Raw genomic sequence first — 15,210 nt, 5'->3', positions numbered from 1 at the left:
GCGAGGCGAGGAACGCGGCGACGACCTGCGCCGGCCGATTGGAGCGTGGCGGTCAGTCCTAGCTCACGAAATTAGGCTACCCTTAGAACCGCCGGCACTCCGCGGCACGGAACCCGCGAGCCCGACCCAACCGACTTCGAGGGAGTACACCCGGTAACCGCACCCGCATGATCCGCACCCGCACGATGGCGGCATCTGCGTCTTGATCTGCTGCTACACCGACGACCGCAAGGCGCTGCTGACACGCGCGATCGATGCGGTCATCGCATCGCTGCAGACCGCCACCGATCGACTTGTGGTGGCTACCGGCGACACCGATACGCTCAGGAACCGGGGGCGAACCTGACGGACGAGAAATAGATAGGGTGACACCTGTGACCGACACCACTTCATTGCCCGCACCCGACCTCACCGGTCGTTCCGCTCTCGTCACCGGCTCCAGCCGGGGTATCGGATTGGGGATCGCCACCGAACTCGCCCGTCGCGGAGCCGCCGTCGTCATCACCGGCCGCAAGCCCGATGCCCTCGAGGCCGCCGCGGCACAGATTCGCACCGTGGTCCCCAACTCGCGGGTTACCACGGCGCCCGGCAACACCGGGGACGCCGCACACCGGGCGGAGGCCGTGGCCGTGGCAGTGTCGAACGGCGGGATCCACATCCTGGTCAACAACACCGGGATCGCCCCGACCGCAGGGCCGCTGATGGACGCGGATCTCGACGCCGTCCGAAAGACGTTCGACACCAACGTGGTCGCCGCGTTGGGGTTCGTCCAGGAGGCCTACCGAGCAGGTATGGCCGAGCACGGAGGCTCGGTGATCAACGTGGCGTCGGTGGCCGGACTGCGGTCGACCGGCGTGATCGCCGCTTACGGCGCGTCCAAGGCGGCGCTGATCAGGTTGACCGAGGAACTCGCCTGGGAACTCGGACCCGCGGGCATCCGGGTCAACGCCATCGCCCCCGCCATCGTCCGGACCAAGTTCGCCGACGTGCTCATCAGCGGCGACAACGAGGCCAAGGCGGTCGCACGGTACCCACTCGGTCGTCTCGGGGAAACCGAGGACATCGCCGCCGCGGCGGCGTTCCTGGCCGGCGACGGCTCGTCGTGGATCACCGGCGAGACCCTGCGGATCGACGGTGGCCTCATGGCCACCGGCACCGTGTGAACGCTGCACGGGCACGGGTGTGAGAGTGCTTGGGCGAGGCGGGCTGGGGTGAGCGGCCAAGCGGCGATCGTGGTCGGTGCCGGACCTTCCGGCCGCGCCCTGGCCCATCGGCTCGCCCATCACGGCGTGCCGGTGACGCTGATCGATTCGCGCATCGAACGACGCTGGACCGCGACATATGCGGCGTGGACCGACGAGGTGCCGGCATGGCTCGACGACTCGGTGATCGCCGCACGGACGGCGTCGGTGGCCGCCCATGCGGTCCACCGGCGTCACATCCCACGCGGCTACAGCGTCTTCGACACGGTCGGGCTGCAACGCCGCCTGCACCTCGACGGTGTCAACGTCGTCGAGGCCCGGGCGCGGCACGTCGCCCCAGATCGGGTCATCACCGACGAGGGAACCGTCCATCGCGCCGGGACGGTATTCGATTGTCGCGGCGCGGCAGCCGACGGCCCGTCGGCCCGGGCGGCCCCGCGCCAGACGGCGTTCGGAATCGTGCTCGGTCGCGAGGAGGCGGCGCCAGTCCTCGACGGCGCCGAGGCGGTCCTCATGGACTGGCGAGCGCCACGACACGGTTCGCCGTGGTGCCCCCGCGGTGCTGCGCCGTCGTTCCTCTATGCCGTACCCGTCGGCGACGACGCGATCCTCCTCGAGGAGACCTGTCTGATCGGCCGCCCTGCCCTTCCGGTCGCCGAACTCGCCGACCGCCTCACCATCCGGCTGGCCGGCCACGGCATCACCGGCGACCGCGCACGCCACCGCGAGCGGGTGTCGTTCCCGGTGCTCATCTCCTCACCCACCCCGTGGCGGCTCGAGCCGCTGCGGTTCGGCGCCGCAGGCGGATTCATGAATCCGACCACCGGATACGGCGTGGCGACCGCGCTGCGGTGGGCCGACACCGCAGCACGGGCGGTCGCCGACGACGAAGACGCCTCGGCAGTGTTGTGGCCGTGGCGTGCACAGCAGGTGTGGCGTCTGCGCCTGCGCGGGGCCGCGGTGCTGCTGGGTCTCGACCCCGTGCAAACCGTCCGGTTCTTCGACGCATTTCTCGCGTTGCCGATCGAGTCACAGCGCAGCTATCTGAGCGAACGCGCCGACCTTCGGGGCACCCTTACCGCGATGCGCCGGGTCTTCGCGGCACTCGATCAGCCCACCCGTACCACCCTCGTACGACGAACGATGACCGGCCGCATCTGATTGGCGTGACCGTCCTGGTTCTCGCGAGTCCTCGGTTCCCCGTTCGTCGGGCGTGTCAGGACGCCCAAGAATGCTAGCCGTGATGGTCGGCGTGGTCGGCGCCAGCCGGTCGAACAACCCAGTGGCCACAGTGCGCGCCCGCGCGAGGAGCGCATGTTCGTCGAGGCCGTCGAAGAAGGACCGACCGGGCGGCGTGTACAGAGCGCCACTGACACCGCGCACCCCCGAAACAGCGCAACGCGGTCTCGTCAACTGGTGGCATCGCCAGGCCAAGTGCGTCACCGAACACTTTGCCCAGCGCGACGCAGCGGACGCCACCGCCGTACCCGTCGAAAGTGTCCCTCGGGTTCGGTGGATGCGGACTCATCGCCGTCCGGTCCGGGCACCGGCCGCTAGGGTGTCTCTCCCAATTCTTCTGCGAGGGATTGGCGCGAACGATTGCGTTCCGGCAAAACGGAGGAGGAAGCGATAGCGGCAGCTATCGTGACCGACGACAACGCGGCCAGGGCGCAATCGGGCCGCCAAGACCCGCACAGGGAATTGGGAGACACACCCTAGACGGTGAACCCGAGGGCGCGCAGTTGCTCGCGGCCGTCGTCGGTGATCTTGTCCGGGCCCCACGGCGGCAGCCAGACCCAGTTGATCTCGACCTCGGTGCACAATCCGCTGTTGACCAGCGCCCCGCGGGTCTGATCCTCGATCACATCGGTGAGCGGACACGCCGCCGACGTCAGCGTCATGTCCAGTTTCGCGACGGCGTCGTCGGTGATCTCGATGCCGTAGACGAGTCCGAGATCGACGACGTTGATCCCCAATTCGGGGTCGACGACATCGCGCATGGCCTCTTCGACGTCGTCGAATTGCGGCAGCGACGTACTCGGGCCGGTCGGCGCCGGGTCACCGGCTGTGATCTCGACATCAGCCGCGTCGGGATTGATGCTCATGCTGACTCCGCTCCTTGTGATGCTGGCTGCGATTCCAGTACCTCGACCGATCGTGCCAATGCGTCCTTGAACGCCAGCCATCCCAGGAGGGCGCACTTGACCCGCGCCGGGTACTTGCTCACCCCGGCAAAGGCAATGCCGTCGCCGATGACGTCCTCATCGCCGTCGTCCTTGCCACGCGAGGTCATCATCGAGGAGAACGAGTCGACGGTGGCCAGCGCCTGGTCCACCTGCAGCCCGACTATCTGGTCGTAGAGCACCGACGTCGAGGCCTGGGAGATCGAACAGCCCTGTCCGTCGTAGGAGACATCGGCGACGGTGGTGCCGTCGTCGCTCAGAGCGACCCGCAAGGTCACCTCGTCCCCGCATGTCGGGTTGACGTGGGCGACCTCGGCGCCGAACGGCTCGCGCAGACCACGGCCGTGCGGATGTTTGTAGTGATCGAGGATCACGTCCTGATACATCTGCTCCATGCGCATCAGCTGTTCACCCCGAAGAAGTTCTGCGCCTTGCGAATCGCTGCGACGAGCGCGTCGACCTCGTCGAGGGTGTTGTATGCCGCGAACGACGCGCGTGCGGTTGCCGCCACACCGAAGCGCTTGTGCAGCGGCCACGCGCAGTGGTGACCGACACGGATTGCTACTCCCTCGTCGTCGAGGATCTGCCCGAGATCGTGGGCGTGGATTCCGTCGACGACGAACGACACCGCTCCCCCGCGGTCGGTGGTGGTGGTTGGGCCGAGGATGCGTAGGCCACCGATCTCGCCGAGTTGCGACAGCGCCCGCTCGACCAGTGAGTGTTCGTGCGCGGCAACGGCGTTCATGCCCAGCCCCCGGAGATAGTCGACCGCCGCGCCGAGTCCGACGACCTGTGAGGTCATCGGTACCCCGGCCTCGAACCGTTGCGGTGCGGGCGCGTACGTCGACACCTCCATCGACACGGTCTCGATCATCGAACCACCGGTCAGGAAGGGCGGCAGCGCATTCAACAGCGCCTGCTTGCCGTAGAGCACACCGACACCGGACGGTCCGAACATCTTGTGCCCGGAGAAGGCCGCGAAATCGACGTCGAGTGCGGTGAAGTCGACCGGCATGTGCGGCACCGACTGGCAGGCGTCGAGGACCACCAACGCGCCGACCGCACGCGCCCGGCGCACCAGTTCGGCGACGTCGGCGACCGCACCGGTCACGTTGGACTGATGGGTGAACGCCACCACCTTGACGGTCTCGTCGAGGTCCAGTGAGTCCAGATCGATCCGGCCCGCATCGGCAGAATCCCCGCCGGTGACCCCGTACCACTTCAGGGTGGCACCGGTGCGTCGGCAGAGTTCTTGCCAGGGAACGAGATTCGCGTGGTGTTCGAGCTCGGTGACGACGACGGTGTCACCCTCACCGAGTGCGCGGCCACCCAGGATCGCTGCGCTGCGGTCGTCGCCGAGGGTGTAGGTCACCAGATTCAGTGCCTCGGTGGCGTTCTTGGTGAACACGATCTCGTCGGGTGCGGCGCCAACGAAACCGGCAATGGTCTCCCGTGCCGCCTCGTAGGCGTCGGTCGCCTCCTCGGCGAGCTGGTGCGCACCGCGGTGGACCGCGGCGTTGCGGGTCGTCAGGAACTCACGCTCGGCGTCGAGAACCTGCAGTGGCCGTTGCGAGGTGGCCCCGGAGTCGAGGTACACCAGCGGTTTGTCGTCGCGGACGTTGCGCGCCAGGATGGGGAAATCCGCACGCACCGCGGCGATGTCGAGGCCGGTGGTCCCGGTCTCGACGGCGTCTGCGGAGAGAGTCACGAGTGCTCCTTTCACAGACCCGGCGTCGTGCACCGGGTCAGCGGCTCGCAGCCGCCGAGGTGAAACGGACATAGCCGTTGTCCTCGAGTTCGTCGGCGAGTTCCGGGCCCGCGGACTCGACGATGCGTCCCCCGACGAACACGTGGACGTGATCGGGCGTGATGTAGCGCAGGATTCGGGTGTAGTGCGTGATCAGCAGGATACCGCCGTTCTCGGACTCCTTGTAACGGTTCACGCCTTCGCTGACCACGCGCAACGCGTCGACATCCAGGCCGGAGTCGGTCTCGTCGAGGATCGCGAACTTCGGCTTGAGCAGGTCGAGTTGAAGGATCTCATGGCGCTTCTTCTCGCCACCGGAGAAGCCCTCGTTGACACTGCGTTCGGAGAAGGACGGATCGATGTCCAGGGCGGTCATCGCCTCCTTCGTCTCCTTGACCCAGTGGCGCAGCTTGGGGGCCTCACCGCGCACCGCGGTCACCGCGGTCCGCAGGAAGTTCGACATCGACACGCCGGGCACCTCGACCGGGTATTGCATCGCCAGGAACAGTCCGGCGCGCGCGCGTTCGTCGACGCTCATCTGCAGGACATCCTCGCCATCGAGGGCGATCGAACCCTGGGTCACCTGGTACTTCGGGTGCCCGGCGATGGCGTAGGACAGCGTCGACTTTCCGGATCCGTTGGGTCCCATGATCGCGTGCGTCTCACCCGAACTGACGGTCAGATCGACACCCTTGAGGATGTGGATGGGTTCGGCGTCGGAATCGCTCTGGGCGACGTCGACGTGCAGGTCACGGATTTCCAGTGTGCTCACGATTGATTCCTTGTTGGGTGTCTGTGGGTGCGTGTGGGCTGAGTGTCCGGTGCGAGGCTTCTGCGTCGGCGGGTCAGGCGCCGGCGATCTCGAGTTCGGCCTCGATAGCCGCTTCGAGTCGTTCACGGAGCTCGGGAACCGCGATCTTGGCGATGATCTCGCCGAAGAATCCGCGGATGACCAGCCGTCGGGCCTGGTCCTCGGGAATGCCGCGGGCCTGCAGATAGAACAGTTGCTCGTCATCGAATCGGCCGGTGGCACTTGCGTGTCCGGCGCCAACGATCTCTCCGGTCTCGATCTCCAAGTTCGGTACCGAGTCGGCGCGCGCGCCGTCGGTGAGCACCAGATTGCGGTTCAACTCGAAGGTGTCGGTGCCCTCGGCCTCGGGGCGAATCAGCACGTCGCCGATCCACACCGTGTGCGCCTCCCGCGCCCGATCGGTCGCATCCCCTTGCAGCGCGCCCTTGTACACCACATGGGAACGGCAGTTGGGCTGGCTGTGATCGACGAGCAGACGCTGTTCGAGGTGCTGGCCGGCGTCGGCGAAGTACAGACCCCACAACTCGACGTCGCCGCCGGGCGCGTCGTAGTGCACCACCGGGGACAGGCGAACGAGGTTGCCGCCCAGGCTGATCGCAAAGTGGCGAACCGTGGCGTCACGTCCCACCCGTAGGTGGTGGGCGGCCACATGCACGGCGTCGTGCGCCCAGTCATGAACGTTGACGACGGTCAGTGCAGCAGAGTCGCCGACGACGAACTCGACATTCTCCGCGTACGTTCCGCCCCCCTTCTGATCGAGGACGACGACGGCACGCGCGAACGGTTCGAGCCGAATCTGCAGATGCCCGAACGCCGTCTGGCTCTCGCCTGGTCCGGTGACCTCGATGGTGACCGGCTCACCGAGCTCGACCTCTCGCCCGACGGTCACCACGGTTGCCTGGGTGAACGACGAATATGCTTGCGCAGCAATGCGATCGAAGGGAACGCCACCCGCGCCAAGGCGTTCGTCGGCGCGCCCGACGGTGTCGACGGTGACCCCGTCACCCGCTCCGCGGACCGTTACAGTCGCCTCCGAGGTGCGTTCGGCGGTGCCGTCATGCAGGCCGCGGAGCCGACGGAACGGGGTGAACCGCCATGCCTCCTCGCGCGGGCTGGGTACCTCGAAAGCATTGACGTCGAACGACGTGAACTGCTCGCCTTTGTTGACCGGTCCGGCGGACATTACCGGCAATGTCGGATCGGCCATCAGCCGACGGCTCCTTCCATCTGAAGTTCGATGAGACGGTTGAGTTCGAGCGCGTACTCCATCGGGAGTTCCTTGGCGATCGGCTCGACGAAGCCGCGGACCACCATCGCCATCGCCTCGTCCTCGGTCAGTCCGCGACTCATCAGGTAGAACAGCTGATCGTCGCTGACCTTCGACACGGTGGCCTCGTGGCCCATGGTGACGTCGTCCTCGCGGATGTCGACATACGGGTAGGTGTCGCTGCGCGAAATGGTATCGACAAGCAACGCATCGCATTTCACCGTAGACCGGCTGCCGTGTGCGCCGTTGTTGATCTTGATCAGACCGCGGTAGGAGGCGCGGCCACCGCCCCGCGCGACCGACTTGGAAACGATGTTGCTCGAGGTGTGGGGTGCGAGATGCACCATTTTGGAGCCGGTGTCCTGATGCTGTCCCTCGCCGGCAAACGCCACCGAGAGCACCTCACCCTTGGCGTGCTCACCGGTGAGCCACACGGCCGGGTACTTCATTGTCACCTTGGACCCGATGTTGCCGTCGATCCACTCCATGGTGGCGCCGGCCTCGGCCTTGGCGCGCTTGGTGACCAGGTTGTAGACGTTGTTCGACCAGTTCTGGATGGTCGTGTAGCGGCAGCGACCACCCTTCTTGACGATGATCTCGACGACTGCAGAGTGCAGCGAGTCGGTCTTGTAGATCGGCGCGGTGCACCCCTCGACGTAGTGCACGTACGCACCCTCGTCGACGATGATCAACGTCCGCTCGAACTGCCCCATGTTCTCGGTGTTGATCCGGAAGTATGCCTGCAGCGGAATGTCGACGTGCACACCCGGCGGTACATAGATGAACGAGCCGCCCGACCACACCGCGGTGTTCAGCGCGGAGAACTTGTTGTCGCCCGCCGGGATGACCGACCCGAAGTACTCTTGGAAGATCTCCGGATGCTCCCTGAGGCCGGTGTCGGTGTCGAGGAAGATGACGCCCTGCGCCTCGAGATCCTCGCGGATCTGGTGATAGACCACCTCGGACTCGTACTGCGCGGCCACACCGGCGACGAGCCGCTGCTTCTCCGCCTCGGGGATACCGAGCTTGTCGTAGGTGTTCTTGATGTCCTCTGGCAGTTCCTCCCACGAGGTGGCCTGCTTCTCGGTCGAACGCACGAAGTATTTGATGTTGTCGAAGTCGATGCCGTCGAGTTCGGCACCCCAGTGCGGCATCGGCTTGCGATCGAAGATCTTCAGCGCCTTGAGACGCTGATCGAGCATCCACTGCGGCTCGGACTTCTTTCCCGAGATGTCGGCGACGACCGCAGGCGACAGACCGCGCTGGGCGCTGGCGCCCGCGACGTCGGAGTCGGCCCAGCCGTAGCCATACGTACCCAACGACGCGATGGTCTCTTCCTGCGTGAGCGCCGCCTTGCCGACCGGGGCGGACTCGCTGGCGGTGGTGACCGCGGGATCGGTGACTGTCATCGCGAAGCCTTTCGACTCTGGGGGTGTCGAGCGGATGCGGGCTGTGCATCACTCGTCGGGGTCGTACTGTGCTGGCGTTCTTCGGAATCCGGCTGTTCGCTGGCATTCGGGGGTGGATCTGGATGCAGGAGCGGAACATGGGTGGTGCACGCGCAATCACCGTTGGCGATGGTCGCCAGTCGCTGGACGTGCGTGCCGAGCAGCTCGGTGAATACCGCAGTCTCCGCCTCACACAACTCGGGGAACTCGGTGGCCACATGCGCCACCGGGCAGTGGTGCTGGCAAATTTGCATTCCCGCACCGACCTGCCGGGTGTTCGCCGAATAGCCGGCACTGGTCAGCGCCTCGGCGATCTCGGTGACGGTTCCGGCGACCGTGGACGGGTCAGCGACGGGGTCGATGCCGTCGACGATGCGCTCCACCCGCTCCCGGGCAAAGTCCGCAACCGCATCGGAGCCGCCGAGATCACGCAGCTTGCGCATCGCCGCACCGGCAAGATCGTCGTAGGCGTGACGCAGCTTGCCGCGGCCGACCGCCGTCAGCTGGAACCACTTCGCCGGCCGTCCCCGACCCCCTCGTTGGCCGAACGCCGGGGATGCTTCTTCGACATCACCCGCCGCGGTCAGCGCATCGAGATGACGGCGGATTCCGGCGGCGCTGATCCCGAGCCGGTCGGCGATCTCCCCTGCCGTCAGCGGGCCGTCCTCCACGAGCAGGGAGATGACCGCAGCCCGCGTCTGCCCATCGGCGTGGACACCATGAGGGGCGGCGTCGGGCATGGTATCGCCCCGCACAACATCACCGCGCATGGTTTTCACAACACGAGTGTGACGTAATTGATTCCCTCGTGCCAGCAAGGGTGCCCTTAGCCCCGACCTCACTTGCCGCGCCCGACGAGATCGCGGCCGCCACCTCGTCGGCGGGGGTGCGGTCACCCACTACAGTCATCGTGTGTCGCAATCACCCGCGTCAGCGGCCTCGGTACTGCGCCGAACCCTGGACTACATCGGGGTCAGCACACCCGCGCGGCGGATCCGGCGCGATCCCGATCGTCGTGGCGACTACGGCATTACAGTGGCCAAATTGCACGGCCCGGAACACGAGGTCGGTCCCCTCGACGCCGCCGAGAACCGCCGTGTGTTGCGCATCAAATTGTTCGGCGCCACCGGAACCATCCTGATGCTCGTCGGGTCATTGGGCACCGGGCAGATCCCGGTGCTCCAGAACCCGGTTGCCGGCATGCGTGTGCTGTCGCTGCCGTCGCGGATGTGGAGCACTGCGCTGACGCTGTCGATCGGCGGCACCATCATGCTGGTCGTCGCATGGCTGCTGATCGGGCGGTTCGCGGTCGGGCGCTTGAGCGTCGAGGTCCTCCGCGGCCGCAGTCCGGCGCGTCGGATGACCCGACAGCAAGCCGATCGCACCCTGCTGCTGTGGATCGCGCCGATCATCGTCGCGCCTCCCCTGCTCAGCAAGGACATCTACTCGTATCTCGCGCAATCGGCGATCGCCTATCGCGGGATGGACCCCTATACGGTCAGCCCGCTGCATGGACTCGGGGTGGGCAACGTCCTGACCAGATCGGTACCCAACCTGTGGCGTGACACACCGGCACCTTACGGTCCGTTCTTCATCTGGATCGGCAAGGGCATCACCGCGGTGACCGGCGACAACATCACCGCCGCCATCTTCCTGCACCGCTTGGTGGCGTTGGTCGGACTGGCGTTGATCGTGTGGGCGCTGCCACGGCTGGCCCGGCGGTGCGGGGTCTCGCCAGTGGCCGCATTGTGGTTGGGTGCGATGAACCCGCTGGTCATCCTGCATCTGGTGGGTGGCATCCACAACGAGGCGCTCATGCTCGGGCTCATGCTGGTCGGCATCGAGTTGTGCTTCCGCGCGATCTACGGTGCGCAGCGACTGCGGACCCCGGGATCGTGGCGTCCGACCGGCGCCGGGTGGTTGTTACTCGCAGGCGCGGCGGTGATCGCGACCAGTTCGCTGGTGAAGTTCACCTCGGTCCTCGCGCTCGGGTTCGTGGGGATCGCGTTGGCCCAACGGTGGGGTGCATGCCTGCCCGCGCTGCGTGGGGCACCGATTCGTCAGTGGTGGGCGAGGTCACGCACCACGGTGTGGGCGTTGGCTGCTTCCGCGAGCCTGCTCGGCGCCGTGCTCGCGGTGGTGATGGTGGTCATCTGCGCGGGCACCGGCCTCGGCTTCGGTTGGACCTCGACGTTGTCCACCGGCGCTGTCGTCCGGTCGTGGATGTCGATGCCGACATTGCTGTCGGTGTCTGCCGGGCGGGTCGGGGTCTTCCTCGGTCTCGGTGACCAAACCCAGGCGATCCTCGACGTGGTCCGGCCGCTGGGCCAGTTCATCGCCGCGGTTTTCGTCGTCCGCTGGATGCTCGCGACGTTGGCCGGACGCCTGCACCCGCTGGGAGCGTTGGGTGTGTCGATGGCGACGGTTGTCGTCTTCTTCCCCTTCGTCCAGGCCTGGTATCTACTCTGGGCGGTCATCCCACTCGCGGCCTGGGCAACCCGGCCGTGGTTCCGGATCGCGACCATCACCGTCTCGGCCATCATCGCGATCGTCGTCATGCCCACCAGCTCCAACACCAGCGGCGTGGTCCTCGCCCAGGGGTTGCTTGCCGGTGTGATCATGGTCGCGGTGATGACGGCACTGTTCTTCGAGAACTGGCCGCGGTGGCGTCCGCGACGGCGCTGGTCGAAGCACCCGACCCCCGAACACACCGACACCGCGGCGTGATCGACGGCGTTCACGCCAATGCGAGTGCACGGGGTCGACGGTTTTTTACCTGTGCGCACGAAGGCATAGTCTGACCAGTGTGCGCAGCGCGACCTCCTCGCCGTCGAGCGACGATCCGATGACGGACCGTCACCTCGACGGCCCGTCCCCCGAAGCGCGGACCGTCATCGGCGTCGACGCCCCCGCCCTTCAGGTCTGCGGACTGGTCAAACGCTTCGGCGACCGGACCGCGGTCGACGGTCTCGATCTGGAACTCCCCGCAGGGTCGATCCTCGCGCTCCTCGGCCCCAACGGCGCGGGCAAGACCACCACGGTCGAGATCTGTGAGGGCTTCTTGAGCCCCGACGCGGGAACGGTCACCGTGCTCGGCCTCGATCCCCGGCACGACAACGATCAACTACGCCGGCGCGTCGGGGTGATGCTGCAGGGTGGCGGCGCCTACCCCGGCGCGCGCGCCGAGGAGATGCTACGGCTGTGCGCGTCGTATTGCGCCGACCCGATCGACCCGGACTGGCTGCTCGACGCGCTGGGTCTGCGCGATGCCGCCCGCACACCGTTTCGCCGCCTCTCCGGTGGCCAACAGCAGCGGTTGTCGTTGGCGTGCGCCATCGTCGGGCGCCCCGAACTGGTGTTCCTCGACGAGCCGACCGCAGGTCTCGACGCGCACGCCAGGCTCGTCGTGTGGGAGATCATCGACCGCCTGCGCGGCGACGGGGTGTCGGTGCTGCTGACAACCCACCTGATGGACGAAGCCGAGCACCTCGCCGATCACGTCGTCATCATCGACAGCGGTCGGGTGGTCGCGGCCGGTACGCCCGCCGATCTCACCAGCCGTGGTGCCGAGAACGAACTGCGGTTCAGCGCTCCGCGCGGACTGGACCTGGCGTTGCTGATGCTGGCGCTGCCCGAGGGGTATGTGTGCTCGGAGACCGCGCCCGGCAGCTATCTGGTCGTCGGGTCGATGACCCCACAGGTATTGGCGACGGTCACCGCGTGGTGCGCCAAGATCAATGTGCTCGCGACCGATCTGCGCGTGGAGACACGCAGCCTCGAAGACGTATTCCTGGATCTGACCGGCAGGGCGTTGCGATGACCGATCCGACAACCGTGGGATCGACCGCGGGCCCGGTGCGTTTCCCGCCGGGCACCTTCACCCCACGTGGCGGGGCGGCGCCGCTCGTGGCGATGCTCGCGGCGCAGACCCGACTCGAACTGCGGTTGCTGCTGCGCAACGGTGAACAACTCCTGCTCACCATGTTCATCCCGATCACCCTGTTGATCGGGTTGTGCCTGCTACCCCTCGACACCGACCTCGGATCGAGTACGGCCGAACGCGCGGCGACCTTCGTCCCGGCGATCATGACGGTCGCGGTGATGTCGACGGCATTTACCGGGCAAGCCATCGCCGTCGGCTTCGACCGTCGCTATGGAGCACTCAAACGTCTTGGGGCAACGCCGATTCCACGGTGGGGCATCATCGCCGGCAAGTCACTGGCGGTGGTGGCCGTGGTCGTGTTGCAATCGGTGATCATCGGTGCCATCGGCGCCGGTTTCGGCTGGCGTCCCGGTCTCGGCGGCCTCGCGATCGGTGCGCTCGTGATCGCCCTGGGCACCGCCGTCTTCTCGGCGCTGGGCCTCCTGCTGGGCGGAACACTGAAGGCCGAGATCGTGCTCGCACTCGCAAATCTGCTGTGGTTCGCGATGGTCGGCATCGGCAGCGTCGTCGTCATGCGGTCACCGATCCCCGACGCCGTGTGGTGGGTGGCCCGATGTGTACCTTCCGGTGCGCTCACCGAAGCCCTTGAGCAGGCCACGCACGGCAGTGCCGACGTCGTCGGCATGGTGGTTCTGCTGGCATGGGCGGCGGTCACCGGCGCCCTCGCGGTCAGGTGGTTCCGATTCGAGTGAGATCGCCCCACCTGCCCACTCCCCCGAGAGCTCTCACGATTACGGGACCCCGATGACGACTTCAGAGAAGACCCCCGCAGCCGCCGACCGGCCCACGCACGTCGCTACTACGCCCTCCGGCCTGGCCCGTGTCCCCGGCTTCGGTCGGCCGACGACCCGATTCGTCCATCGCTGGGCGATTGCTCTGCTGATCGCCAACGTGGGCATCGTCGTCACCGGCGGAGCCGTCCGGCTGACCAGCTCCGGATTAGGATGTCCCACCTGGCCGCAGTGCACCGACGGTTCGTTCGTCCCGCACGAGGCGATGGGCTATCACGCGGCCGTCGAATTCGGTAACCGCATGCTCACGTGGGTGCTCGCCATCATCGCGATCGCCGCGGTCGTCGCAGTGTGGCGTCAGGCGTCGTCGCATCGCCGCAACCGTGCCCTGGTGGTCCTGCTCGCGCTGGGCATTCCCTTTCAGGGGGTTGTCGGCGGCATCACCGTGCTGACCGACCTGAACCCGTGGGTGGTCTCACTGCACTTCTTGCTGTCGATGCTGTTGGTCTCGGGAGCCACGGTGCTCGTATTCCGCACGAGTCCGTATGCACGAGAATCGGCAGTGACGGGCATCGCCGCACGGGTCGGACTGATCATGGCGTGGCTCGTGTACGCGGTGACGTGGATCGCAATCTATCTCGGCACCGTCGTCACCGGCTCCGGCCCGCACGCCGGCGACCTCCATGCCCGCCGCAACGGCCTGACGCCCTCGCAGACGACGCAGCTACACGCCGACTCGGTGTTCGTCCTCATCGGTATGGCAATCGCGGTTGTGGTCATCACGCGGGTCATGCGTTTGCCACAGTCCCGGGCCGCCCTCATCTACGCGGGGCTGCTGGCCCTGCAGGGGATCATCGGCATGGTCCAGTACTTCACCGACCTGCCCATCCTGCTCGTGCTGCTGCACATGCTGGGCAGCGCGTTGCTGCTCATCGGAGCCACTCGGCTGGTGCTGTGGTTTCGGTTGTCGGACAGCCCATCTGGAGACCCAGTACCCCTCACCTGAGGGCTGTGGAGCCAACGCGGCCTCACCGCGCTATCGCGACACAGCCCAGCGCCGCCGGCTCATCGATCGACGAGATCCGGGGGCGCAGCGCCGCCCATCGGCGGACGCGGAGTGGTCTCTGGTCCATGTCGTGGAGTGTCGCCATCACCTGCTGACCGGGTTCTGGAGGACCGCGTCGGCGCCGGATCGGACCCGGTCGAGCCCGAGGACGCCGGCCGGGTCCCCGGCCAGCTCGGCTTTCGCTCCCAGGGATACCGACTCAGAGAACGCCGTGATTACGCGGCTTCGGGAAGTGCTTCTGTCCGGCGACCCAGCCGGCCATCTTGCGATAGTGCGACGGCTCGACGGTCGTCGAGGACGTCAGATCGCGGTCCCACTCGGCGGTCTCGACGCCGGCCACCGCATCCACGACCGCGGTGGCGGTCGCGAGATCGGCGACCACGCGATCGCCGAGGATGCCACCCTGTTCGCCGACGAGCGTGATCCGAACGCCGGCTGCGCCGATCGGCTGTACGACGGCCTTGGCCGACCCGCCTTCCCGGTTGACGAACTTCTCGATCGAGGACACCACGTCACGCGGTACCGACACGGTCGGGGCGTCGGCGGGGGTTTCGGCGCTCTGGGCTGCGGGCTGCTCGCTCATGGTCATCGAGCATACCGAGGTGGGGCCGTCGGGTGGACACGCGCCACGACCGATGCCGGGGCATCATTGACCGAGACGCGGTCGATGGCTTTCAGCCCGAGTCGACGTCGACGAGGCGCTTGAGGGTCGTCGAGCGCGCGCCGGACGATCTGGGCTGCCCTGCGCGGATCATTGGGCCGGCGTTGGCCCTGATCGGCGAATCGGGCGCGACAAAAGACGAATGTGGTCG

14 protein-coding genes are annotated in these 15,210 nt (G+C 67.0%); 6 read left to right on the top strand and 8 right to left on the bottom strand.

The window, feature by feature from the left end:
* The first annotated feature begins 374 nt into the window (after positions 1-374).
* On the top strand, positions 375-1,163 hold the full coding sequence (locus tag EF294_RS01130; RefSeq protein WP_123925177.1) for an SDR family oxidoreductase: 789 nt from the start codon (positions 375-377) through the stop codon (positions 1,161-1,163).
* 48 nt (positions 1,164-1,211) lie between these two features.
* Positions 1,212-2,363 (top strand): lycopene cyclase family protein, encoded by a 1,152-nt coding sequence (locus EF294_RS01125; RefSeq protein WP_123925176.1) that lies wholly within the window; start codon positions 1,212-1,214, stop codon positions 2,361-2,363.
* Between the two features lie 554 nt (positions 2,364-2,917).
* Here EF294_RS01125 and EF294_RS01115 read toward each other — a convergent pair.
* The 7 genes from EF294_RS01115 to EF294_RS01085 form a co-directional block, all read right to left on the bottom strand.
* A complete protein-coding gene (locus EF294_RS01115) occupies positions 2,918-3,307 on the bottom strand; it encodes a metal-sulfur cluster assembly factor (RefSeq protein WP_123925175.1) in 390 nt (129 codons plus the stop codon).
* On the bottom strand, positions 3,304-3,786 hold the full coding sequence (gene sufU / locus EF294_RS01110; RefSeq protein ID WP_123925174.1) for a Fe-S cluster assembly sulfur transfer protein SufU: 483 nt from the start codon (positions 3,784-3,786) through the stop codon (positions 3,304-3,306). The genes EF294_RS01115 and sufU overlap by 4 nt, the downstream gene beginning before the upstream one ends.
* Positions 3,786-5,093 (bottom strand): cysteine desulfurase, encoded by a 1,308-nt coding sequence (locus EF294_RS01105; protein ID WP_123925173.1) that lies wholly within the window; start codon positions 5,091-5,093, stop codon positions 3,786-3,788. The genes sufU and EF294_RS01105 overlap by 1 nt, the downstream gene beginning before the upstream one ends.
* A 37-nt stretch (positions 5,094-5,130) precedes the next feature.
* Complete coding sequence (gene sufC / locus EF294_RS01100; protein WP_123925172.1) at positions 5,131-5,904, bottom strand: Fe-S cluster assembly ATPase SufC; 774 nt, start codon at positions 5,902-5,904, stop codon at positions 5,131-5,133.
* Positions 5,905-5,977: 73 nt separating this feature from the next.
* Positions 5,978-7,150, bottom strand: coding sequence for a Fe-S cluster assembly protein SufD (gene sufD, locus EF294_RS01095; RefSeq protein ID WP_123925171.1), 1,173 nt, complete (start codon positions 7,148-7,150; stop codon positions 5,978-5,980).
* Complete coding sequence (sufB, locus tag EF294_RS01090) at positions 7,150-8,619, bottom strand: Fe-S cluster assembly protein SufB (protein ID WP_123925170.1); 1,470 nt, start codon at positions 8,617-8,619, stop codon at positions 7,150-7,152. Before sufB ends, sufD begins: the two co-directional genes overlap by 1 nt.
* Positions 8,616-9,428, bottom strand: a complete 813-nt coding sequence (locus EF294_RS01085; RefSeq protein ID WP_246007620.1) for a helix-turn-helix transcriptional regulator — start codon at positions 9,426-9,428, stop codon at positions 8,616-8,618. Before EF294_RS01085 ends, sufB begins: the two co-directional genes overlap by 4 nt.
* Before the next feature lie 142 nt (positions 9,429-9,570).
* Between EF294_RS01085 and mptB the strand changes: the two genes are divergently transcribed.
* The 4 genes from mptB to EF294_RS01065 all read left to right on the top strand — a co-directional run bounded on the left by mptB (position 9,571) and on the right by EF294_RS01065 (position 14,338).
* A complete protein-coding gene (gene mptB, locus EF294_RS01080) occupies positions 9,571-11,385 on the top strand; it encodes a polyprenol phosphomannose-dependent alpha 1,6 mannosyltransferase MptB (RefSeq protein ID WP_123925168.1) in 1,815 nt (604 codons plus the stop codon).
* 118 nt (positions 11,386-11,503) lie between these two features.
* Complete coding sequence (locus EF294_RS01075; protein ID WP_185090910.1) at positions 11,504-12,478, top strand: ABC transporter ATP-binding protein; 975 nt, start codon at positions 11,504-11,506, stop codon at positions 12,476-12,478.
* Positions 12,475-13,293 (top strand): ABC transporter permease, encoded by an 819-nt coding sequence (locus EF294_RS01070; protein ID WP_123925166.1) that lies wholly within the window; start codon positions 12,475-12,477, stop codon positions 13,291-13,293. Before EF294_RS01075 ends, EF294_RS01070 begins: the two co-directional genes overlap by 4 nt.
* Positions 13,294-13,345: 52 nt before the next feature.
* Positions 13,346-14,338, top strand: coding sequence for a COX15/CtaA family protein (locus tag EF294_RS01065; RefSeq protein WP_123925165.1), 993 nt, complete (start codon positions 13,346-13,348; stop codon positions 14,336-14,338).
* Between the two features lie 259 nt (positions 14,339-14,597).
* On the opposite strand, the gene EF294_RS01060 is transcribed toward EF294_RS01065, so the two are convergent.
* Positions 14,598-14,987, bottom strand: coding sequence for a hypothetical protein (locus tag EF294_RS01060; RefSeq protein ID WP_123925164.1), 390 nt, complete (start codon positions 14,985-14,987; stop codon positions 14,598-14,600).
* Between the last annotated feature and the right edge of the window lie 223 nt (positions 14,988-15,210).

It is taken from the genome of Gordonia oryzae (assembly GCF_003797185.1).
GTDB classification, from domain to species: Bacteria; Actinomycetota; Actinomycetes; order Mycobacteriales; family Mycobacteriaceae; genus Gordonia; species Gordonia oryzae.
This window is presented reverse-complemented; position numbering and strand designations above follow the sequence as displayed.

Excerpts from the sequence above, each read along its gene's own strand:
- EF294_RS01115 (WP_123925175.1), bottom strand. The coding sequence starts at position 3,307 with ATGAGCATCAATCCCGACGCGGCTGATGTCGAGATCACAGCCGGTGAC.
- sufU (WP_123925174.1), bottom strand. The coding sequence starts at position 3,786 with ATGCGCATGGAGCAGATGTATCAGGACGTGATCCTCGATCACTACAAA.
- sufD (WP_123925171.1), bottom strand. The coding sequence starts at position 7,150 with ATGGCCGATCCGACATTGCCGGTAATGTCCGCCGGACCGGTCAACAAA.
- sufB (WP_123925170.1), bottom strand. The coding sequence starts at position 8,619 with ATGACAGTCACCGATCCCGCGGTCACCACCGCCAGCGAGTCCGCCCCG.
- EF294_RS01085 (WP_246007620.1), bottom strand. The coding sequence starts at position 9,428 with ATGCGCGGTGATGTTGTGCGGGGCGATACCATGCCCGACGCCGCCCCT.
- EF294_RS01075 (WP_185090910.1), top strand. The coding sequence starts at position 11,504 with ATGACGGACCGTCACCTCGACGGCCCGTCCCCCGAAGCGCGGACCGTC.
- EF294_RS01070 (WP_123925166.1), top strand. The coding sequence starts at position 12,475 with ATGACCGATCCGACAACCGTGGGATCGACCGCGGGCCCGGTGCGTTTC.
- EF294_RS01065 (WP_123925165.1), top strand. The coding sequence starts at position 13,346 with ATGACGACTTCAGAGAAGACCCCCGCAGCCGCCGACCGGCCCACGCAC.
- EF294_RS01060 (WP_123925164.1), bottom strand. The coding sequence starts at position 14,987 with ATGACCATGAGCGAGCAGCCCGCAGCCCAGAGCGCCGAAACCCCCGCC.